Genomic DNA, 19,228 nt, shown 5'->3' on the forward strand with positions numbered 1-19,228 from the left:
GTCGTTGAGGATGGAGCAGGTCAGCACCGCCCGCTCGTTCCCGGCGATGGCGCCGACCAGCCGGGCGATGCCGCCGCCGATGCCGAAGGCGGTGTGGCCCTTGCCCTCGATGATGCGGTAGGCGGCGCGGCGCACGCCGTCGTCGATCGCCGCGCGGTCTTCGGCGGTCAGCGGCCGGCCGGTCTGCGCGGCGAAGGCGTCCACCGGCAGTCCGGCGGCCATGGCGCCCGACCACAGCAGCACCTCCGAATCGCCGTGCTCGCCGACCACGGCGGCGTGCACCGACTTGGGCGTCACCCCCAGCCGCGCGCCCAGCAGTGCCCGGAAGCGCGCCGTGTCCAGGATGGTGCCGGAACCGATGACCCGCTCCCGCGGCAGCCCGGAGATGCGCGTGGCGACCTGCGTCATCACGTCCACCGGGTTGGTGGCGACCAGCAGGATGGCGTCGGGTGCCGCCGCCAGCGCCTTGGGGATGATGTCGGCGAAGACGGCGGCGTTGCGCTCCAGCAGCTGCAGCCGCGTCTCGCCCGGCTTCTGCCCGACGCCGGCCGCCAGCACGACCACGCCGGCCCCGGCCAGCTCGGCGAAGCCGCCGTGCCGCACCGCCGTGGCGTGCGCGAAGGGCACCGCGTGCGCGATGTCGTGCGCCTGGGCCAGCGCCAGCTTCTCGTTGCCGTCGACCAGCACGATCTCGCTGGCCGCCCCGTTCATCACCATGGCGAAGGCCGCCGTGCTGCCGACGGCCCCCGCACCCACCACGCCCACCTTCATGGCCCGCCTCTCCCGCTGTCCGTATCCACCGCATAAGGTACGGCGGCGGGCCCTTAATCGCCACCCGTCCGGCCGAACCAGATGCTGACCAGCGCGCTCAGCGCCACCAGCATCAGGAAGCCGTTGACGGCGATCAGCAGGATCGGCGGGATGCGCTTGGTGTCGGGATGCGGCGGCGGCGCGCCGGAGTAGACCTGCCGCCAGACGGCGGCGCCGAAGCAGAAGGCGCTGAACGCCACCAGGATGGTGCCCACCGCCCAGATGCCCCATTCCGGGATGACGCCCTCCAGCAGCTTCTTGGCGCCGACGCCGCTGGCCAGCGCCGCCAGCCCGGTCCGCACCCAGGCGGCGTAGGTGCGCTCCGCCGCGAACACCGTGCGGTCGGCGGCCAGCTGCGTGCGCCGGTCGGCGCCGTCGGGCTGCGGCGGGGCTTGCGACTCGCTCATGGCCGGCTCTCTCATGGCCGGCTCTCTCACGGGCGGCTCGCTCATGGCTGCGGCTCCTCCTTGGCCGGTGGCCGGCGCATGCGGCTGTCCTGCCAGGGCCAGTGCCCCTTGATCTCCACCTCCAGCGAGAAGCTGAGGAAGGTGCGGATCAGCACGATGATCGCCAGCACGCCGATGGTGCGGATGTCCAGCGGGGCCGCCACCGTGCCGACGATGTCGGCGGCCACCAGCAGTTCCAGCCCCAGCAGGATCCCGCGCCCCAGGTTGGCGCGGTAGCGCTCGTACGCCGTTCCCCATCCCGCCGCGCCGAACCCGTCGCGCAGGAACAGGCCGGTGGCGATCAGCGCCGCCGCCACGATGATGCCCACGCCGGCCGCCTCGATGCCGGTGGTGATCATCTCCGCAACCTGCGCCAACGCCCCGCGCGGACCTTCGGCGAGCGCTGCTTCCGTGGGTGGCATGCGCGGTTTCCCCTGCTTGCGACGACCCCTGCTTGCGACCACAGGGGGAACGGCGCACGGCGGCGGATGTTCACGCGGGTCCGGGCACCATGTCCTGGTCGAGGAACGCGCGCGGGGTCAGGATCGGGATGCCGCGGAAGGGCGACAGGCACAGCAGGTCGTCGTCGCTCGACACGATGCAATCCGCCCCGGCGGACACGGCGAGCGACAGGTACATGTCGTCCTTCGGATCGCGGCAGGCCCGGATGTGTTCGGCCGGGTCGTGCGTCAGCGCGTAATGTCGGATCAGCAGAATGAACCCGGCCCGGATATCCCGAGGGACGAAGCGGTCGAATTTCGGGCGCATCAGCACCTCTTCGACCTCGCGCAGCACGGCTGGCGAGGCAACGAGCGTGTGCCGGGCGATGATGCGTTCGAACGCCAGACGCGGAATCGACTGCCGCTTCATGGCGGCGCCCACCAGGGTGCTGGTGTCAACCACGACGCTCGGCATTGTACGCCGCAAGCTCCTCGTCAACGATGTCGTCGGTCAGCCCGCTCGCTTCCAGTTCCGCGTCCAGGCGCCGGAAATAGCTGGCGAAGGCTTCGCTCGGCGTCACGGCCGACGTCACGAAGGCCTGGACGAGGACGCCAAGCCGCTTCTTCTCTGCTTCCGGCAGGGTCTGCCAAAGCCGCGCCACGTCTTCGGGGACTGGGACCTCGACCGTCACGATTCGGTTCTGTGCGCCCATGGCGGCCCTCCGCGGCGTGGGGGAAGCATCCTCCCAAGAGTGGGCCATGCCCGCACCCTTGGCAAGGCCGCCCCCGCAAGGCTGCCCCCGCAAGGCTGCCCCCGCAACGCCGTCACGCCCGCGCTGTTGGCATGGGGCAACGCAGACGGAGGAATGCACCATGGCGAACCTTACCGGTCTTCTCGGCACCATGCTCGCCACCGGCATGGCGGGGCGCAGCCACCGCGGGCCGTCGTTCGCGGCCTCGCCCTTCGGGCTGGGCGGCGGCGGCAGCCGGGGGGGCTTCCGGCAGACGGCCGGGCTGGCGGCACTCGGCTACCTCGCCTACAAGGCCTACCAGGACTACCAGCGCAACAACCCCTCGCAGCCGCAGGCGCAGGCCGGCAGCGGCGGTCAGGTCCTCGGCGGCGGCCAGCCTTCCACCCAGGCGCCCTCCACCCAGGCCCAGGCGCGCCAGGGCGGCGATTCGCTGGGCGACCGGCTGTCGCGCATGCTGCGCCCGGAACAGCAGGCGGCCCCCGAGGCGGCGGTGGACGACCCCAAGGCGCTGCTGCTGATCCGCGCCATGGTGGCCGCGGCGGCGGCCGACGGGGTGATCGACGCCGACGAGCGCCAGCGCATCATCGGCCGCGCCGAGGATGCCGGCGCCGGCCAGGAGGAGCGCCGCCTGCTGGAGCGCGAGCTGGCCGCCCCGCAGTCCATCGACACGCTGGTGCGCGACGTGCGCGACCCGGAGACGGCGGAGCAGGTCTTCCTCGCCTCCACGCTGGCCATCGAGGCGGACACCCCGGCCGAGCGCTCCTACCTGCAATACCTCGCCGCCCGCCTCAACCTCGACCCGCAGCGCGCGCAGGAGCTTCAGGGGATCGCGTAGGCGGGCTCACACCGGCAGGCGGATCAGCACGCGCAGGCCTTTTTGCGGGCTGTCGGCCAGGGTGACGTCGCCGCCGTGGCCGCGCACCACGTCGCGCGCGATGGTCAGGCCCAGGCCGGCGCCCCCCGTGGCCGGGTTGCGTGAGCTGTCCAGGCGGAAGAACGGCTTGAACACGTCCTCGCGCGCCTTGGCGGGGATGCCGGGGCCGTCGTCGTCGACCGTGATCTCGATGGCGGTCCCGGTGTGCCGCGCCGCCACGCGGATGTGCTTCGCATGCCGGCGGGCGTTGGCCAGCAGGTTAGCCAGGCACCGGCGCATGGCGTTGGGGCGCAGGGGCAGGGCCAGCCCCTCGGGCACGGTCAGCTCCACGTCGGCGCCCTCGCGCCGGGCGCCGCTCACCGCCTCGTTCAGCAGGCGGGTCAGGTCGGTGGGCTGCACGGCTTCCGCCCCCTCGCCGCGGGCGAAGGAGAGGTAGCCCTCGATCATCGTCTCCATCTCGGCCACGTCGGCCTGCAGCTCCTCCACCTCCGGCCCGTCGCCCAGCATGTCCAGCGCCAGCTTCATGCGCGTCAGCGGCGTGCGCAGGTCGTGGCTCACCCCCGCCAGCATTTCCGTGCGCTGGGTGATCTGGCGCTGGATGCGCTCGCGCATCTTCAGGAAGGCGGCCGCCGCCTGCCGCACCTCCAAGGCGCCTTCCGCCTTGAAGTTCGGCACGTCGCGCCCCTTGCCGAAGCTGTCGGCGGCGATGGCGAGGCGGCGGATGGGGCGGATCTGGTTGCGCATGAAGACGATGGCGACGGCGAACAGCACCATGGCCGAGCCGACCATCCACAGGATGAAGATGTAGGAGGTCGGGCTGAACAGCCGCCGCTCCGGCGACATCACCGACAGCACGCCGTCCGGCAGCTGCACGCGGATCTCGTACCATTCGTGCGCCACGCGCGTGTCGATGGCGAAGGGGCGGTGCACCCGCTCGTCCAGCGCCTCGCCCAGCGTGCGCTCCAGCATGCCGCGCAGGGGGCGGCGCGGCTCCGGCAGGGTCTTGCCCGGCTCCAGCGTGACGATCAGGTCGGAGCTGCGGGCGGCGGTCAGGAACGTCTTCTGCCGCCCGTCCGGCGTGGGGTCGCGCTCCAGCTGGTCGATGATCATGGCGATCTCGCCCGACACCGCGGTGGCGAGGCGGTTCGTCATGGTGTCCCAGTGGCGTTCGTAGAAGATCCAGGTCGCCACCGCCTGCGCCAGGATCACCGGCGTCACGATGATGACCAGCGACCGCCCGAACAGCGTGCGCGGCAGCACCCGCTTCAGCCCCGCCGGCATGGCCGGCGGCGTGGCGGGTGGCATGGCGGGCGCCGGGGCCGGGGTCGCCGGGGCCGGGCCGCGCGCGGTGGCGTCCGGCGCGCTCATGGCGGCAATTCCCTGATCTGGCGAACTGCTGCCCCCTCCCTAACCCTCCCCCTCTTCGAGGTGGAGGGGACTGCCGCCGCTTCGGCACAAAAACCCTCCACCGCGAAGCGGGGGAGGGTGGCGAGCGTCAGCGAGCCGGGAGGGGGCATGCGGGGCGGCATCATCCGTCGGGCCTCAGCACGTACCCCTCGCCGCGCACGGTGTGCAGGTAGCGCGGCTCGCGCGGGTCGGGCTCGATCTTGCGGCGCAAGCGCGTGACCTGCACGTCGATGGTGCGGGCGTTGCCGGCGACCTTGCTGCGTTCGGTCAGCTCCTCGCGGGTGAAGGTCACGCCCGGCTGGCCGGCCAGCACGCGCAGCAGGCTGGCCTCCGCCGTGGTCAGGCGGATGACCTCCTCGCCGTTGCGCAGCTCGTCCCGGTCGGGCAGGTACAGCAGCGGCCCCAGGCGCACGGGCTGCGCCGGCACCGGGTCGGGCGGCTTGGCCGCCTGCCGGCGCAGGATGGAGTTGATGCGCAGCAGCAGCTCGCGCGGCTGGAACGGCTTGGCCAGATAGTCGTCGGCCCCGGCCTCCAGCCCGGCGATGCGGTCGTCCGGCTCGCCCCGCGCGGTCAGCAGCAGGATGGGGATGTTGTCGTCGTCGCGGCGCAGCGATTCCGTCAGCTCCAGCCCGCTCTCGCCCGGCATCATGATGTCCAGCACGATCAGGTCGAAGGCGAGCCCGCCCAGCTTGGCGCGCGCGTCCGCCGCGTCCTGCGCGGTGGCCACCAGGAAGCCGTTGCCGGCCAGATACTTGCGCAGCAGCTCGCGCAGGCGGGTGTCGTCGTCGACGACGAGGATGTGGGGCATGTCCTCCGTCATGCGGCGGACTATAGCGCGCGCCGCGCGCCGGCGGGTAGGGGGTTGCCGCTACCGCTTCACCGCCGCCAGACGCGCCTCGCCGGGCGGGGCGAACTTGGCGCGGTCCTCCTCGTCCAGCATGCCCATCATCACCTTGCGGAAACCCTGCACCGCCTCCGCCCCCGCCATGCGGTAGGCGCGCGCGATGCGCTGGCGCTGCGTCTCCGACAGCTCGCGCTCCAGCTCCACGCCCTTCTCGGTCAGCTCCAGCAGGCGCTGGCGGCGGTCGCGCACGCCGGTGGTCTGGTCGATGTACCCCTGACGCACCAGTTCCCCCAGGACGCGCGACAGGCTCTGCTTCGTTATGCGCAGAATGCCGAGCAGCTCCGACACCGTGATCCGCGGGTGCCGGCCGACGAAGTAGATGACCCGGTGATGCGCCCGGCCGAAGCCGATTTTCGCAAGGATCTCATCGGGTTCGGCCGTGAATTCGCGGTAGGCGTAGAACAGGAGTTCCATGCCCGTGCGCAGCTCCTCCTCCCGTAGGAACAGCTGGTTCACCCCTGCTTTTATGTCAGTCATGTTGACGTGTTTTTTGAGGAATGTTACGAATGGGACAGCGGTTCAGACATAATCAAACAACCGGGATCGCACAACAACCAAGCTTCGGCCTGCGAACACGCTTGAATCTGCCACCAAGCTCACACGAAGGATACCCAATCCCATGGCCATCATCCCCTTCGACGACCGCGACGGCGTGATCTGGTACGACGGCGCCCTGGTGCCGTGGCGCGAGGCCAAGGTACACGTGCTGACCCACGGCCTGCACTATGGAAGCTGTGTATTCGAAGGTGAGCGGGTTTACAACGGCAGCGTCTTCAAGCTGACCGAGCACAGCGAGCGTCTGGCCAAGTCGGCCGAGCTGCTGGGCTTCCAGATCCCCTGGTCGGTGGCCGAGATCGACGCCGCCACCAGGCTGGTGGTCGAGCAGACCGGGCTGAAGGACGCCTACGTGCGCCCGGTGGCGTGGCGCGGCAGCGAGATGATGGGCGTCTCGGCCCAGCACAACCGCATCCACCTCGCCATCGCCGTGTGGGAGTGGCCCAGCTATTTCAGCCCCGAGGCGAAGATGGCCGGCATCCGCCTGATGTGGGCCCCCTACCGCCGTCCGGCGCCGGACACCGCCCCCACCGCGTCCAAGGCCGCCGGCCTCTACATGATCTGCACCATTTCCAAGCACGCGGCGGAGCAGCAGGGCTACCAGGACGCCCTCATGCTCGACTACCGCGGCCTGCTGGCGGAGGCGACGGGGGCCAACCTGTTCCTGGTCATCGACGGGACCATCCACACGCCCACGCCCGACTGCTTCCTCGACGGCATCACCCGCCGCACGGTGATCGATCTGGCGAAGAAGCGCGGCATCCAGGTGATCGAGCGTCCCATCAAGCCGGAGGAGCTGGCCAGCGCGCAGGAGGTGTTCCTCACCGGCACCGCGGCCGAGGTGACCCCCGTCGGCCAGATCGGCGATCACACCTTCACGCCGGGCCGCGTGTGCGAGGCGCTGATCAAGGACTACGACGCCGCCGTCCGCAGCCCCGTCTGGGCCGGCACGGAGGAGTAAACGCGAGGTGGCAGGGGAGGGGGCGCGGACGCGCCCCCTTCACGCATCGACCAGCTCCCGCTTGGGCATCCGCTGGTAGACGGCGGCGATCTCGTCGAAGTGCAGCGCGGCGCCGCAGCCGGCCTCGATGGCGGCGCCCTCGACAATGGCGTAGGGGCGGCTGGGCGCCGGGATCCGTTCCATCACCAGCCGCACGGCGTCCGCCAGCGTGTCGAACGGGCCGATGTGGCCGACCCTCTGGGTGTCGTCGCGATTGGTCGCGTTGCAGAAGCAGACCGTGTAGGTCATGCGCATCCCCCGTGGATTGTTTTGCCGAAAGGCTATACCCGCCTGGGCATAGGTCGGTGTGACCAAGGTGGGACCACACCGGCACGTATGGCCGGTTTTTGACACAGCCCGCCCGGCGGCCCCCCGGCGTACCCTTTTCCGAAACAACCAAGGGGGAGACCGACCATGGTCCGTCTGGGCACGCCGGTCCGCTGGAGCGGACACGAAGGCCAGGTGATCGCGCGCACCATGAGCGGCGAGCCGTTCTACGACCTGCGCCTCGCCGACGGCCGCATCGTCCACTACGTGCGCGAGGCGGATCTCGCCCTGCCGCCCGAGCGCGCCCCGGCCACCCCGCTGCCGTCGCTCAACTGAGGGGACGTCGCCGCCCACAGCACGGCCCACAGCAGCGTCACCACCCCGGTCACGCAGGCCCGGCCCGCGGCGCGCAGCGCCGTGCGTGTCCTGCCGTTCATCGCCGTCCTCCCGTCCGCCGTCACCGCCGCCGTCACCGCCGCCGTTCTCGCACGGCGGCCCCGTGCGGCGAACCTGTCAGGGCTGACAGGAGGCTTCGCCCCACCGGCAAGCCTCCGCTCGACTCTTGCCCCCCGGCCCTCCATATTTCCCGGGTTCCCGTTCCGTACCCGGTGAATCGAACCATGACGCACCCCGTCCTCGAAGCCATCCCGCGCAAGCCGCTCGCCAAGCTGGAGCCCGGCAAGCGCCTGGAGGTCGTCTCCGAGTACATCCCCGCCGGCGACCAGCCCAAGGCCATCGAGGAGCTGACCGCCGGCCTCCAGACCGGCGAGCGCGATCAGGTGCTGCTGGGCGTCACCGGCTCCGGCAAGACCTTCACCATGGCGCACGTCATCCAGCGCGTGCAGCGCCCCACGCTGGTGCTGGCGCCCAACAAGACGCTGGCCGCCCAGCTATATGGCGAGATGAAGTCGTTCTTCCCGAACAACGCGGTGGAATACTTCGTCTCCTACTACGACTATTACCAGCCGGAGGCGTACGTCCCGCGCACCGACACCTACATCGAGAAGGAATCCTCGATCAACGAGCAGATCGACCGCATGCGCCACTCCGCCACCCGCGCGCTCTTGGAGCGCGACGACGTGATCATCGTCGCCTCGGTCAGCTGCATCTACGGCATCGGCTCGGTGGAGCTGTATTCCGAGATGACCATCGACCTGCGCGCCGGCCAGATCATTCGCCAGCCCGACCTGCTGCGCGGCTTCACCGAGCTGCAGTACAAGCGCAACGACGCCGGCTTCGGCCGCGGCTTCTTCCGCGTGCGCGGCGACACGGTGGAGCTGTTCCCCGCCCACATGGAGGACCGCGCCTGGCGCATCTCGCTCTTCGGCGACGAGATCGAGGCGATCCACGAGATCGACCCCCTGACCGGCGAGAAGCTGGCCTCCCTCGAAGCGGTCCGCGTCTACCCCAACAGCCACTACGTCACGCCCAAGCCGACGCTCAACCAGGCCATCGAGCAGATCAAGCGCGACCTCAAGATCCGCCTGGAGGAGTTCGCGGCCGAGGGCAAGCTGCTGGAGGCGCAGCGGCTGGAGCAGCGCACCACCTTCGACATCGAGATGATGGCCGCCACCGGCTCCTGCGCCGGCATCGAGAACTACTCCCGCTACCTCACCGGCCGGGCGCCCGGCGAGCCGCCGCCCACGCTGTTCGAATACCTGCCCAAGGACGCGCTGCTGATCGTCGACGAGAGCCACGTCATGGTGCCGCAGATCGGCGGCATGTACCGCGGCGACTACATGCGCAAGACCACGCTGTCCGACTACGGCTTCCGCCTGCCCAGCTGCAAGGACAACCGCCCGCTCAAGTTCGAGGAGTGGGAGAGCATGCGCCCGCAGACGGTCTTCGTCTCCGCCACCCCCGGCAATTGGGAGCTGGAGCGCACCGGCGGCGTCTTCACCGAACAGGTGGTCCGCCCCACCGGCCTGATCGACCCCCAGGTCATCGTCCGCCCCACCGAGACCCAGGTCGACGACCTGATCGCCGAGTGCAAGGAGGTGACGGGCAAGGGCTACCGCGTGCTGGTCACCACGCTGACCAAGAAGATGGCCGAGGCGCTGACCGAATACATGCACGAGGCCGGCCTGCGCGTGCGCTACATCCACTCCGACGTGGAGACGCTGGAGCGCATCGAGATCATCCGCGACCTGCGCCTCGGCGCCTTCGACGTGCTGATCGGCATCAACCTGCTGCGCGAGGGCCTGGATATCCCCGAATGCGCCCTGGTAGCGATCCTCGACGCCGACAAGGAAGGCTACCTGCGCTCCAAGACCTCGCTGGTGCAGACCATCGGCCGCGCCGCGCGCAACGTGGAGGGCCGCGCCATCCTCTACGCCGACAAGGAAACCGAGAGCATGAAGTACGCGATCGGCGAGACCAACCGCCGGCGCGAGAAGCAGAAGGCCTACAACGAGGCGCACGGCATCACGCCGGAATCGGTGAAGAAGGCGATCGGCGATATCCTCGACAGCGTCTACGAGCGCGGCGACCACGTCACCGTGCACACCGACGCCGCCACCGTCGGCCACAACCTGAAGGCCGTCCTGGCCGACCTGGAAAAGAAGATGAAGGCCGCCGCCGCCGACCTGGAGTTCGAGGAGGCCGCCCGCCTGCGCGACGAGATCAAGCGCCTGGAGGCCATGGATTTGGGCCTGGAGCCCCCCGGCAGCATCGGCATCAGCACCGCCCGCATGGCCCGCGGCGTGCCCTCATCCGCCCCCGGCGCCCCCTACAGCAAATCCGGCAAAGCCGCCATCAAAGCCAAGAAGGGCAAGCGCTGATATACCCCTCCCCCGCACCCCCAAACCCTCTCCCGCCCCGGGAGAGGGTGCCCGCGCACAGCGCGGGCGGGTGAGGGCAGAACGTCACCGCAACGGCACGTTCATCTGAATGCTCAACCCCGGCGCCGGCGCCGGCATCACCGGCGCGTACACCACCGGCGGCGGCGCGTACATAACCCGCGGCGGCGGCGGCGGAGCCACGATGACCGGGGCCGGCCGCTGCACCACCACCACCGGCGGCGCCTGCTCGTACACCACGACCGGCGCACCGTGATAATGGCCGTGCTTGTGGTGCCCGTGCTTATGCCCGTGCCCCTTGCCGTCGGCCAAGGCCGGCCCCGCCAGCACCAGCGCAAGCACCGCGACGCCCGCCCCAACGACACCCTTCCCGAACATCCTGCGATCTCCTGTTTCGCGCGTAGGGCGGCATCCTACCACCGCACGGCCGCGGTCCCGCTCAGGTTGCTTGCGGCCCGCCCGTGACAATTTCCGGCCACACCGCCCCAAGCCCACCCCCGCATATCGTCAGCCCGCGCCCGCCGTTCCACTCCCGCGAACGGAGTAGGCAGGACGGCAGGCGCCCAATCCCCTCTCCCCCCTGGGGAGAGGGTCAGGGTGAGGGGGTCCCGCACGACGGACATTCCGGACCGGCCGGCAAGGGGCTCCGCCCCCTGCACCCCCGCCAAGGGGCTGGAGCCCCTTAGATCCCCGTCTATGCGCGTGCCGCCAGCCGGCGGATGTCCGCCACCAGAACGCCCATCATGTCGCGGTCGGCCTGCGCCTCCATGCGCCAGCGCAGGCACAGCGCCTTGTCGAGCAGCCCGTGCAGCGAGTCCGCCGGCTCGGCGATCAGCCGCTCGGCGGCGGAGTCGCACGCCACCCACGCCGCCTCGGTCATCCGCCACGCCCGGCGCAGCGCCGCCGGCCCGGCGTCCCGCACCTCCAGCCGCGCTTCCTCCTCCGCCCAGGCGTCGGCCAGAGCCAGCGCCCGCACCCATTCCCGGTACAAGGCACCCCCATCCCCCGCCGCCGCCCCGGCCCCGGCCAGAACGCACCCCCCGCCGCCCGCCAGCAAAGACCGGCGGGAGATGGACACACCTGTGCTATCCTCGGAATCAGCCATGATCCAAGCTCCACGAAGCTGGTTATGGTCAGGCCGGGCGCGGGGAGCTTCCACCTTCCCCGCTCGGCCGCCCTACTGCGCCGCGCCAAGCGCGACCAGAGCAGTGTGCGCCCGATTCGGGGGGCGGGCAAGGGGCTATAAAGCAGCCATTGGTTCTGGTTGCATCGTTAAAATTTTGACCGCGCTGCATACATAGTGCATGCATCACTTCGCCGCATAAGGATTTGGAGCGTTCATTGAAGGACGCTTTGCTAACCACACGTTAGTAAATTTTCCGCATCGTCGATACGTCGTCACAGGCGCGTTGTGAGAGTGTCGATGAATATGATCATACAGGGCATTCTGTTAGGCGGCGAGATAGAGGGCAGCCGCAGCTCCGATCGTTTCCAATTTCAAGCTGACGTATCTCTGCTTAAGATACTAGAGCGTCATCGAACCAAGCAAAATTATCGCGTTATATTCGATTACATAGATGACCTAGCGTTTGTCGATGATTCTGATGATCCGGACGACATAAAGACCTACCAAATCAAAGGTTGGGATGGGAAGGCGTGTTGCGTCAGCGTCATGGCGAAAAAAGATGGAAAGGTTGCTCCCAGAAGTATAGTTGGGAAAATGTATAAGAATGTTGTTATTTTCAGTGGAAAAATCACCGAAACCGGACTAATTACGAATGCACCTCTAAAGATAAAGCTAAAGAGCGGAGGGGTCTGTGGGGCGGGTGTGCGCAGTTTGCGCGGAAGCCAAATTAGCAATGAAGAATGGAAAAAGTTAGAGAAAGCTATTTCTGACGACCATCCCGGCGCATCAACTCAAAGCTACAGAAATATATTTTTGATCGAGCGCTCTGAAATTGGCATTCAAGGCCATAGAGAAGCAATATATACTATAATCAGGCGTGAAATGGAAAAAAGAGGCGCCATTCCTGACGTGTCGCCAATCATAGCGGCCAGCCATTTGTTAATAGAAAGTGTTGAGTCAAAGATCAATGTTGGGGAAAAGCCGAGCGATTACATAGCGTTGTGCGCAAGAAAATCGCTGTGTAGATCGGATATTGAAAATATTTTGCAGAAGCCTGCCCAAGAAACCAATTTTCATGGTAGTTGGCCAATTGTAGAGCGGGAGCTTGTTGGGAAGGGAATTGACGGAACCGATTTGCTTCGTATTAAAAATGCGTGCCTTAATTACATATCATTGAGGGCAACTGGCGACGCGGCGGTATCAGAGTTTGCGCGAATGGCGCGGGATATAGCTAAAAAGAACAAAGAAGCCGTCAAGAATGCGAAAAAGATTCTATCTGTGGTCGACTTGCTGGGATCTATTACTCTAGGGGGTGTGCATGCAAGTGAAAGTGAATGGTGTGACTTTGGAGCAAAAATTGTAGAGGCATATGAGGCCGCAGGATGAGCGAGGAAAATCACGCAGGGCTGTATCGCATAGTAAGATTAATGAGGATCAAAGATCATGCGCACGATGAGGTTCTTAAAGCTTTACCTTTTGTCGCAGAGCGAGCGGAGCGGACTGGCATTTTCTTTCGATCGGGACCGAACCCTGATAATGGCGGAAAATCAGTGGGGAAAATCGGCCGTCGTAAAAAGTCTGTATGAAGCTTTCGGTGCGACGCCTCACAAAATTGATAACCGGTGGCGGAAGGCTGGCGTAATCTCTTTGTTGGAGATAGCAATTGACGGCAGTATTTATAAGGTATTGAAGACGCCTGGATACGTATCGGTTTTCGATAGTGACGATAGGCGTTTGATAGATACGGATAACTCTCAGAAAATAGCGAATTTTTGGGCAGAAAAGCTCGGGTTTGGCTTCTTGTTTAACGGAGATGATAATAAGCCTACGGTGCCGCCCTCTGCATATATTTTTGCTCCTTATTATATAGACCAGGATAGAAGCTGGACGGTCACATGGTCGCCGTTCGTGGAGCTAGCAAAGGGCAAGGCGCGAGAAGCGTTGGCGGAATATTACATTGGGGTCAAAACAGCTGATTATTACAAGGCTTGGGCCGAGCGCGAAGCAAGGAAGTCGGACCTACGTAAGTTGCAACGGAAGAGAGAAGGATTTCATCAGGCAATAGTTGCTGTAAAAACCGTTATGTCCGATGTTGCTATTGATTTGGATATGCGCCACTTTGAAGATGAGACCGTAACTCTGCTAAGGGAGGCAAATAGTCTTTACGTAAAGCAAATTCAATATAGGGCGAAATTGGCTGGATTGGATGAAGAGCTGCGTCTATGGCTGCGGCAGAGAGATATTGTTACTAAAGCATTAGCTGAAATACGGGGGAGTTTAAATGCATTAGTGCGTCTACCGGGTGTGGTTTCTTGTCCAACGTGTGGGACTCACTTTGAGAACTCGATTGGTGCCCAGTTTGATCTAGTTAAGGATGAAGATAGCCTTCTTTATGCTCTTTCTGAGTCGCGCACACGTATCGCGGAACTTGAGCGAGAAATGCGACTTCACAGGTTGCGACTGAATGAATTGGATGAGGTTTTCCAGCGCATTCAGAGTACCCTATCTGCCGCCAAAAAGGAAGGTATCGAGTTAAGAGAGGTTGTTCGCGCGCAAGGGCGGCTTGAAACGCAGCAATCTCTCTCAACGCGCATCTCTGACATGGATGTAGAAATAAGAGACATGCAGGCAAATATTGCCGATCTAAAAAGAGAAATGGAGTTAGAGGTAACCCCTCAGCGCGTGGACAGGGTTCTGCATTATTTTTTCTCAAAACTCAATGAGTTCGCTGGGGAGCTCGATGTTATGCTGCCGGAAAGGTACGAGTCGAATGTCATGCTTCCAGATCTTGGGCGTGGAAGTGAGACGCCTAGAACATTGTTTGCCTATTATTTTTCAGTGATTGCGTCAGCTTACCATTTCAGAAGCTCGCCGTTCTGTCCGGTCGTTATTGACGCACCTAACCAGCAAGGGCAGGATACATCGCATTTGAGAGCGGTCATGAGGTTTGCGTTTAACTTTCTTCCCGAAGGAACTCAGGTCATTGTTGGTGCTGAAAGCGAATACGGGCTCGATGTTAAGGACGTTTCAGTATATAAAGTTGGACAGGCTAAGCGACGCGTTCTTGATCCAGAGAAATACAACGAGGTCATGGACGTTATGCGCCCCTATCTTGGGTACTTGTTGTGATTTGGGAAATGAACGGACACCCTATGGTGTGCAATACGATAATAACCCAGTCGATGAGTTGGGCATGAAGAGAGAGGCTATCCCTGTAGACCCCCGTACCCTCCGCGCGATGCAGGAGGCCCGCGAGGGTATCGGCATTCCCCTTGAAGAAGTCGTGGCCTGGGTCGAATCCTGGGACACCGACAACGAACTCCCCAAACCCGTTGCCCGCAAGCTGTACTGATCCGCGCCCGCGAATCGGCCCCGCCTTGTGCTTTTCGCCTCCCTGTGATAGGAAAATAATCCATTTCCCCATCCCGGAGGCCCCCGCCATGCCCGCCGACCGCCAGCGCCACCCGAACGATCCGGCCGAGGATTTCCCGCGCGATGCCGCGTGCGAGGACTGGCCCGCGCGCGACACCCGGCAGTACCGGTGGGAGCGCGCGGCGGACGGGCCGGAGATGAAGACCTGGGAGGAGGGGGAGCGGCCGCGCTACCACGACCGGCACCCGCTGGAGGAGCCGCCCAGGCCCGCGCGCGGGGCGCTGGTGCCGGGCTCGCGCTTTTCCGAGGTGCAGTGGGCGCGCGCCGCCTACATGCTCGCGGCCGGCTGCTCGATGCTCCAGGTGGCGCGGACCATGGGGTGCAACCGCGCCACCGTCTGGCGCGCCTACCACGCCTCGCCGGACTTCCGCGTGCGCATCGCCTGGGAGCGCGGCCACCTGGAACGCGAGGCGCGCTCGCGCGTCCGCTCGCTCGGCCGGCTGGTGGCGGTGGAGCTGGAGCGCGCCGTCATGCGCAGCGACATGCAGACCGTCCGCTGGCTGGCCGACCGGCTGGGCGTCGTCCGCGACCTGACGAAGGAGGAGACGGACCCCGCCGCCTTCCGCGAGGAATTCCCGCCCGACGAGGCCGAGGTCGCCGCCATCGCCAGCCTGCCGGAGGAGGAGCGCCCCTACGCCTACCCCGGCCACCACCCCGACGACACGGTGGAGCCGCTGCCCGTGGACGGCGCGCGGTGATGCAACACCCGGCGGAATCCGTTGCATCCCGTTGCATCCGGTTGCATCCGTCAGTCGGCGGGGCGCGCGGGCTCCTCGCCGGAGTCGCCGTCGCCGGAGTCGCCGTCACCGGACTTGGGGCCGCCGGAGCCCAGGCCGCTGGTCGGCGTGCCGGCGGGGTTGCCGCCGATGCCCAGCACGCCGCGGGTGCCGCCCTCCGTGGCGCCCACGTGCGGGCCGCCGCCGGCCTGCGCGCCGCCGGTGCCGGGGATCACCGGCGTGGTCGGGCCGCCCTCGGCGGTGGGGTCGATGCGGGGGTTGTCCGTGCGGTCGTTCGCGTCCATGCGGGTCCTCCTTTCCCGTGGGGACCAACAGGGGCGTCAGGCGGGCGTTGCATCAGGCCGGAGAGGCGTTCAGGTCGTACCAGCCGCCCACGGCGTGCCGCAGGTCCAGCCAGCGGTCCTCCTCCGGCCGGGGTGCTATGTTCCAGTCCCAGGTCACGTCGGGGGCGGGCAGGGCGGCGCCCCACAGCGATCCCTCGCGCTCCAGCACCGTGCCGTCCTTCAGCCACAGGCTCTCCACGTCGGTGACCAGCGCCGCCACCGTGCCGGCGCGCTTCAGCCACTCCAGGTGCGCCGCCACCAGCGCGGTGGCGAAGGCCGCGCGCTCCGCCTCGCCCACCGCCGGCGCGCGGCGCGCGATGGCGTCCAGCGGCAGCAGCGGCAGCTGGGACAGCAGGTTGCACGACACGGCGAAGGCGAATCGCCCGCCCAAATCCGGCGGGGCGGGGGAGGGCAGCGGGCCGCCGCCGCGCAAGGCGGCATCCAGCGGCTTCAGCGCGCCGGTCACGTCCACCTCCGCCAGCCGCACGTTGGCGAATCGCCGCGCCGCCCGCCGCGCCGCCGGGGGGTGGATCAGGTCGGCCAGCACCACCGACTCGAACCGCGCCGCCAGCTCCGCCAGCGGCACCTCGATCAGCCGGCCGGAGCCGGCGACCAGGGCGGCGCCGCCCGTCGCCGGCGCGCGGGACGCGGCGTCCAGGATGAAGTGGCGGCAGGCGGCCACGTGCGGCGCCCAGGCGGCGCGCTGGCGGCGGTGCCGGGCGCCCAGCGCCACCGCCTCCGCCAGGTACCCGAAGGCGCGCGCCTCGGCCCCGGCGGGGGTGGTCAGATACTCCCAGGCCTCGCGCAGCATCCCGTTCCCCTTGACCCCGGACGGGTGGAAGGTACCTATGGCGGCATGGTGCAGATCAAGAGGAAAGCCGCCCTCATCACCGGGGGCGCCAAGCGCATCGGCCGTGCCGTGGCGCGCGACCTGGCGGCGCACGGCTGGGCCGTGGCGGTGCACTGCCACCGCTCGGTCGCCGACGCCGAGGGGCTGGTCGCGGAGATCGAATCGGCCGGCGGCCGCGCCGCCGTGCTCCAGGCCGACCTGGGCCGGGAGGAGGAGGTCGCCCGCCTCGTCCCCGACGCGGTGGAGCGGCTGGGCCCGCTCACCCTGCTGGTCAACAACGCCAGCGTCTTCGAACGCGACGAGGCGCTCACCGCCACCCGCGAATCGTGGGACCTGCACCTGGAGGCGAACCTGCGCGCCCCCTTCGTGCTGATCCAGCACTTCGCCCGCCAGCTGCCGGAGCCGGAGCGCGGGCTGGTGGTCAACCTGCTGGACCAGCGGGTGTGGAACCTGACGCCGCACTTCACCTCCTACACCGTGTCGAAGGCGGCGCTGTGGACGCTGACGCAGACGCTGGCCCTGGCGCTGGCCCCGCGCATCCGCGTCAACGCCATCGGCCCCGGCCCGACGCTGCGCAACGAACGCCAGACGGAGGAGCATTTCCGCGAACAGGCCCTGGCCGTGCCGCTACGCCGCAGCACCGACCCGGCGGAGATCGCCGCCGCCATCCGCTTCCTGCTGGACGCGCCCGCCGTGACCGGCCAGATGATCGCCCTGGACGGCGGCGAGCACCTGGGCTGGGCGCAGCCGTCGCGCGGCTTCGTGCCGAAGGAATAGGTGGGATGCCGCTTCGGCAGCAGGGAGTGCCACGAATCCTTAACGAATTCGAGTGCCCCGGCCCTTTCGAGGGCGGGCGTTTTACACAGGCCCGCGGTGGCGCGCAAGAGGGGGTATGGCCTCCGTGACAATTTTGTGCGGCGCACCCTCCGTGCCGCCTTGACAACTCAGGCCTGCTGGAAAATCAATGACTTACGAAGTTTGCCCAAAAAATGGGCAGTCCTTGGGAACCCCTTGGGGCGCCTGGACCGTCCATCGCTGTCACAAGGGTTATGGACAGAGTTATCCACAGGAACGGTGGATAGTCTTACGGCGCGCCTGAGTCGAAGGTATTAACCCGTTGGTTGGTGGGGGTTTACCCACCGCGTCCCGTTCACGACATACCGCCACATGCAAGACACCACCGAGACCCAGCCCGAGACCCAACCGGAGACGACGCCCGAGACGACCCCGGCCGCGCCGCGCGCGCGCCGCCGCCCGTCCGACCTCGCGCGCGGGGTGGAGGTGATCCGCGGCCACCTGAAGACGTTGCCGGGCAACCCCGGCGTCTACCGCATGATCGCGGCGGACGGGGCGGTGCTGTACGTCGGCAAGGCGAAGAACCTGAAGCGCCGCGTCTTCAACTACACGCAGGTCAACCGCCTGCCGATCCGCCTGCAGCGCATGGTCGCCGAGACCGAGACCATGGAGTTCGTCACCACCCACACCGAGGTGGAGGCGCTGCTCCTGGAATCGAACCTCATCAAGAAGTTGATGCCGCGCTACAACGTCCTGCTGCGCGACGACAAGTCCTTCCCCTACATCATGATCACCAAGGGGCACGACTATCCGCAGCTGACGAAGCACCGCGGAAGCCGCGGGCAGGACGCGTGGTACTTCGGCCCCTTCGCCTCCGGTGCGGCGGTGACGCGCACCATCACGGCGCTGCAGCGCGCCTTCATGCTGCGCAACTGCGCCGACACGGTCTTCAACGCCCGCACGCGCCCCTGCCTGCAATACCAGATCAAGCGCTGCACAGCACCCTGCGTCGGCCGCGTCAACCCGCAGGAATACCAGTCCCAGGTCGACCAGGCGCGCGCCTTCCTGTCCGGCAAGAGCCGCGACATCCAGGGCGAACTGGCCAAGGCGATGACCGAGGCGGCGGAAGCGCTGAACTTCGAGACCGCCGCGCAGATCCGCGACCGCATCCGCGCGCTCACCGCCATCCAGGCGCACCAGGACATCAACATCGAAGGGGTGGTGGAGGACGCCGACGTCATCGCCGCCTACGCCGACGGCGGCAGCACCTGCATCCAGGTCTTCTTCTTCCGCGGCGGGCGCAACTACGGCAACCGCGCCTACTTCCCCAGCCACGATAAGGCGCAGGAGATGGAGGACGTGCTCTCCGCCTTCGTCGCCCAGTTCTACGAGAACAAGACCGCCCCGGCGCTGGTCCTGCTCAGCCACGAGGTGACGGAGCACGAGCTGCTGACCGAGGCGCTGTCCTTGCGCGCCGGGCACAAGGTGGAGCTGGCGGTCCCGAAGCGCGGCGACAAGCGCCGCATCGTCGAGCACGCGCTGACCAACGCGCGCGAGGCGCACGGCCGGCGCCTCGCCGAGCACTCCTCCCAGCAGCGCCTGCTGGAGGGCGTCGCCGAGGTGTTCGGGCTGGACGCCCCGCCGGAGCGGATCGAGGTCTACGACAACAGCCACGTGCAGGGCGCCTTCGCCATCGGCGGCATGATCGTCGC

Annotated in this window: 22 protein-coding genes; 9 read left to right on the top strand and 13 right to left on the bottom strand. The window is 67.0% G+C overall.

Annotation, left to right across the window (positions count from 1 at the left end; genetic code table 11):
- The 5 genes from VED21_RS38640 to VED21_RS38660 form a co-directional block, all read right to left on the bottom strand.
- Positions 1-771 (bottom strand): lactate/malate family dehydrogenase (locus tag VED21_RS38640; protein WP_324891823.1); only part of this gene is annotated, 771 nt, incomplete at its 3' end.
- A 53-nt stretch (positions 772-824) separates the two neighbouring features.
- A complete protein-coding gene (locus VED21_RS38645; protein WP_324891825.1) occupies positions 825-1,217 on the bottom strand; it encodes a DUF202 domain-containing protein in 393 nt (130 codons plus the stop codon).
- Between the two features lie 41 nt (positions 1,218-1,258).
- Entirely contained in the window at positions 1,259-1,678 is a 420-nt protein-coding gene (locus tag VED21_RS38650) for a DUF1622 domain-containing protein (protein ID WP_324891827.1), read from the bottom strand.
- A gap of 70 nt (positions 1,679-1,748) precedes the next feature.
- On the bottom strand, positions 1,749-2,171 hold the full coding sequence (locus VED21_RS38655; RefSeq protein WP_324891829.1) for a putative toxin-antitoxin system toxin component, PIN family: 423 nt from the start codon (positions 2,169-2,171) through the stop codon (positions 1,749-1,751).
- Entirely contained in the window at positions 2,152-2,409 is a 258-nt protein-coding gene (locus VED21_RS38660; RefSeq protein ID WP_324891831.1) for a hypothetical protein, read from the bottom strand. The genes VED21_RS38655 and VED21_RS38660 overlap by 20 nt, the downstream gene beginning before the upstream one ends.
- Before the next feature lie 160 nt (positions 2,410-2,569).
- On the opposite strand from VED21_RS38660, the gene VED21_RS38665 reads away from it, so the two are divergent.
- Positions 2,570-3,283, top strand: coding sequence for a DUF533 domain-containing protein (locus VED21_RS38665; RefSeq protein WP_324891833.1), 714 nt, complete (start codon positions 2,570-2,572; stop codon positions 3,281-3,283).
- A gap of 6 nt (positions 3,284-3,289) precedes the next feature.
- On the opposite strand, the gene VED21_RS38670 is transcribed toward VED21_RS38665, so the two are convergent.
- From VED21_RS38670 to VED21_RS38680, 3 genes are all read right to left on the bottom strand, one after another.
- Complete coding sequence (locus VED21_RS38670) at positions 3,290-4,627, bottom strand: ATP-binding protein (RefSeq protein ID WP_324891862.1); 1,338 nt, start codon at positions 4,625-4,627, stop codon at positions 3,290-3,292.
- Between the two features lie 223 nt (positions 4,628-4,850).
- Positions 4,851-5,549 (bottom strand): response regulator, encoded by a 699-nt coding sequence (locus VED21_RS38675; protein ID WP_324891835.1) that lies wholly within the window; start codon positions 5,547-5,549, stop codon positions 4,851-4,853.
- Between the two features lie 48 nt (positions 5,550-5,597).
- Positions 5,598-6,110 (bottom strand): MarR family winged helix-turn-helix transcriptional regulator, encoded by a 513-nt coding sequence (locus VED21_RS38680; RefSeq protein WP_324891837.1) that lies wholly within the window; start codon positions 6,108-6,110, stop codon positions 5,598-5,600.
- Positions 6,111-6,252: 142 nt separating this feature from the next.
- On the opposite strand from VED21_RS38680, the gene VED21_RS38685 reads away from it, so the two are divergent.
- On the top strand, positions 6,253-7,149 hold the full coding sequence (locus tag VED21_RS38685) for a branched-chain amino acid aminotransferase (RefSeq protein ID WP_324891838.1): 897 nt from the start codon (positions 6,253-6,255) through the stop codon (positions 7,147-7,149).
- A 39-nt stretch (positions 7,150-7,188) separates the two neighbouring features.
- On the opposite strand, the gene VED21_RS38690 is transcribed toward VED21_RS38685, so the two are convergent.
- Positions 7,189-7,437 carry a hypothetical protein gene (locus tag VED21_RS38690; RefSeq protein WP_324891841.1) on the bottom strand — a complete coding sequence of 83 codons (249 nt, stop codon included), beginning with the start codon at positions 7,435-7,437 and terminating at the stop codon, positions 7,189-7,191.
- A gap of 165 nt (positions 7,438-7,602) precedes the next feature.
- Here VED21_RS38690 and VED21_RS38695 point away from each other — a divergent pair, with 165 nt between their 5' ends.
- On the top strand, positions 7,603-7,791 hold the full coding sequence (locus tag VED21_RS38695) for a hypothetical protein (RefSeq protein ID WP_324891843.1): 189 nt from the start codon (positions 7,603-7,605) through the stop codon (positions 7,789-7,791).
- Between the two features lie 284 nt (positions 7,792-8,075).
- Positions 8,076-10,235, top strand: coding sequence for an excinuclease ABC subunit UvrB (gene uvrB, locus VED21_RS38700; RefSeq protein ID WP_324891845.1), 2,160 nt, complete (start codon positions 8,076-8,078; stop codon positions 10,233-10,235).
- 84 nt (positions 10,236-10,319) lie between these two features.
- Here uvrB and VED21_RS38705 read toward each other — a convergent pair whose 3' ends face one another.
- Both VED21_RS38705 and VED21_RS38710 read right to left on the bottom strand, forming a co-directional pair.
- A complete protein-coding gene (locus VED21_RS38705; protein WP_324891846.1) occupies positions 10,320-10,631 on the bottom strand; it encodes a hypothetical protein in 312 nt (103 codons plus the stop codon).
- Positions 10,632-10,947: 316 nt separating this feature from the next.
- Positions 10,948-11,331, bottom strand: a complete 384-nt coding sequence (locus VED21_RS38710; RefSeq protein WP_324891848.1) for a hypothetical protein — start codon at positions 11,329-11,331, stop codon at positions 10,948-10,950.
- A 345-nt stretch (positions 11,332-11,676) separates the two neighbouring features.
- Here VED21_RS38710 and VED21_RS38715 point away from each other — a divergent pair, with 345 nt between their 5' ends.
- The 3 genes from VED21_RS38715 (at position 11,677) to VED21_RS38725 (ending at position 15,509) form a co-directional block, all read left to right on the top strand.
- Complete coding sequence (locus VED21_RS38715) at positions 11,677-12,765, top strand: dsDNA nuclease domain-containing protein (protein WP_324891850.1); 1,089 nt, start codon at positions 11,677-11,679, stop codon at positions 12,763-12,765.
- A gap of 57 nt (positions 12,766-12,822) precedes the next feature.
- Positions 12,823-14,508, top strand: a complete 1,686-nt coding sequence (locus tag VED21_RS38720) for a hypothetical protein (protein ID WP_324891852.1) — start codon at positions 12,823-12,825, stop codon at positions 14,506-14,508.
- Positions 14,509-14,819: 311 nt separating this feature from the next.
- A complete protein-coding gene (locus VED21_RS38725) occupies positions 14,820-15,509 on the top strand; it encodes a hypothetical protein (protein WP_324891854.1) in 690 nt (229 codons plus the stop codon).
- 50 nt (positions 15,510-15,559) lie between these two features.
- Here the strand turns inward: VED21_RS38725 and VED21_RS38730 are convergent, their stop codons facing one another.
- Both VED21_RS38730 and VED21_RS38735 read right to left on the bottom strand, forming a co-directional pair.
- Entirely contained in the window at positions 15,560-15,832 is a 273-nt protein-coding gene (locus VED21_RS38730; protein ID WP_324891856.1) for a hypothetical protein, read from the bottom strand.
- 52 nt (positions 15,833-15,884) lie between these two features.
- Positions 15,885-16,682 (bottom strand): hypothetical protein, encoded by a 798-nt coding sequence (locus tag VED21_RS38735; RefSeq protein ID WP_324891858.1) that lies wholly within the window; start codon positions 16,680-16,682, stop codon positions 15,885-15,887.
- A gap of 45 nt (positions 16,683-16,727) precedes the next feature.
- Here VED21_RS38735 and VED21_RS38740 point away from each other — a divergent pair, with 45 nt between their 5' ends.
- The gene (locus tag VED21_RS38740) at positions 16,728-17,498 is read left to right on the top strand and encodes an SDR family oxidoreductase (protein WP_324891860.1); all 771 of its coding nucleotides are present in this window, start codon (positions 16,728-16,730) and stop codon (positions 17,496-17,498) included.
- 390 nt (positions 17,499-17,888) lie between these two features.
- The coding region (uvrC, locus tag VED21_RS38745) for an excinuclease ABC subunit UvrC (RefSeq protein ID WP_414638404.1) at positions 17,889-19,228 on the top strand (1,340 nt) is incomplete at its 3' end.

The organism is Azospirillum sp., assembly GCF_035627195.1.
Taxonomy (GTDB): domain Bacteria; phylum Pseudomonadota; class Alphaproteobacteria; order Azospirillales; family Azospirillaceae; genus Azospirillum.

Excerpts from the sequence above, each read along its gene's own strand:
- VED21_RS38655 (WP_324891829.1), bottom strand. The coding sequence starts at position 2,171 with ATGCCGAGCGTCGTGGTTGACACCAGCACCCTGGTGGGCGCCGCCATG.
- VED21_RS38740 (WP_324891860.1), top strand. The coding sequence starts at position 16,728 with ATGGTGCAGATCAAGAGGAAAGCCGCCCTCATCACCGGGGGCGCCAAG.
- VED21_RS38680 (WP_324891837.1), bottom strand. The coding sequence starts at position 6,110 with ATGACTGACATAAAAGCAGGGGTGAACCAGCTGTTCCTACGGGAGGAG.
- VED21_RS38670 (WP_324891862.1), bottom strand. The coding sequence starts at position 4,627 with ATGCCACCCGCCACGCCGCCGGCCATGCCGGCGGGGCTGAAGCGGGTG.
- VED21_RS38695 (WP_324891843.1), top strand. The coding sequence starts at position 7,603 with ATGGTCCGTCTGGGCACGCCGGTCCGCTGGAGCGGACACGAAGGCCAG.
- VED21_RS38645 (WP_324891825.1), bottom strand. The coding sequence starts at position 1,217 with ATGAGCGAGTCGCAAGCCCCGCCGCAGCCCGACGGCGCCGACCGGCGC.
- VED21_RS38715 (WP_324891850.1), top strand. The coding sequence starts at position 11,677 with ATGAATATGATCATACAGGGCATTCTGTTAGGCGGCGAGATAGAGGGC.
- VED21_RS38720 (WP_324891852.1), top strand. The coding sequence starts at position 12,823 with ATGCGCACGATGAGGTTCTTAAAGCTTTACCTTTTGTCGCAGAGCGAG.
- VED21_RS38665 (WP_324891833.1), top strand. The coding sequence starts at position 2,570 with ATGGCGAACCTTACCGGTCTTCTCGGCACCATGCTCGCCACCGGCATG.
- VED21_RS38690 (WP_324891841.1), bottom strand. The coding sequence starts at position 7,437 with ATGACCTACACGGTCTGCTTCTGCAACGCGACCAATCGCGACGACACC.
- VED21_RS38650 (WP_324891827.1), bottom strand. The coding sequence starts at position 1,678 with ATGCCACCCACGGAAGCAGCGCTCGCCGAAGGTCCGCGCGGGGCGTTG.
- VED21_RS38660 (WP_324891831.1), bottom strand. The coding sequence starts at position 2,409 with ATGGGCGCACAGAACCGAATCGTGACGGTCGAGGTCCCAGTCCCCGAA.
- VED21_RS38675 (WP_324891835.1), bottom strand. The coding sequence starts at position 5,549 with ATGACGGAGGACATGCCCCACATCCTCGTCGTCGACGACGACACCCGC.
- VED21_RS38735 (WP_324891858.1), bottom strand. The coding sequence starts at position 16,682 with ATGCTGCGCGAGGCCTGGGAGTATCTGACCACCCCCGCCGGGGCCGAG.
- VED21_RS38705 (WP_324891846.1), bottom strand. The coding sequence starts at position 10,631 with ATGTTCGGGAAGGGTGTCGTTGGGGCGGGCGTCGCGGTGCTTGCGCTG.
- VED21_RS38685 (WP_324891838.1), top strand. The coding sequence starts at position 6,253 with ATGGCCATCATCCCCTTCGACGACCGCGACGGCGTGATCTGGTACGAC.
- uvrB (WP_324891845.1), top strand. The coding sequence starts at position 8,076 with ATGACGCACCCCGTCCTCGAAGCCATCCCGCGCAAGCCGCTCGCCAAG.
- VED21_RS38725 (WP_324891854.1), top strand. The coding sequence starts at position 14,820 with ATGCCCGCCGACCGCCAGCGCCACCCGAACGATCCGGCCGAGGATTTC.
- VED21_RS38730 (WP_324891856.1), bottom strand. The coding sequence starts at position 15,832 with ATGGACGCGAACGACCGCACGGACAACCCCCGCATCGACCCCACCGCC.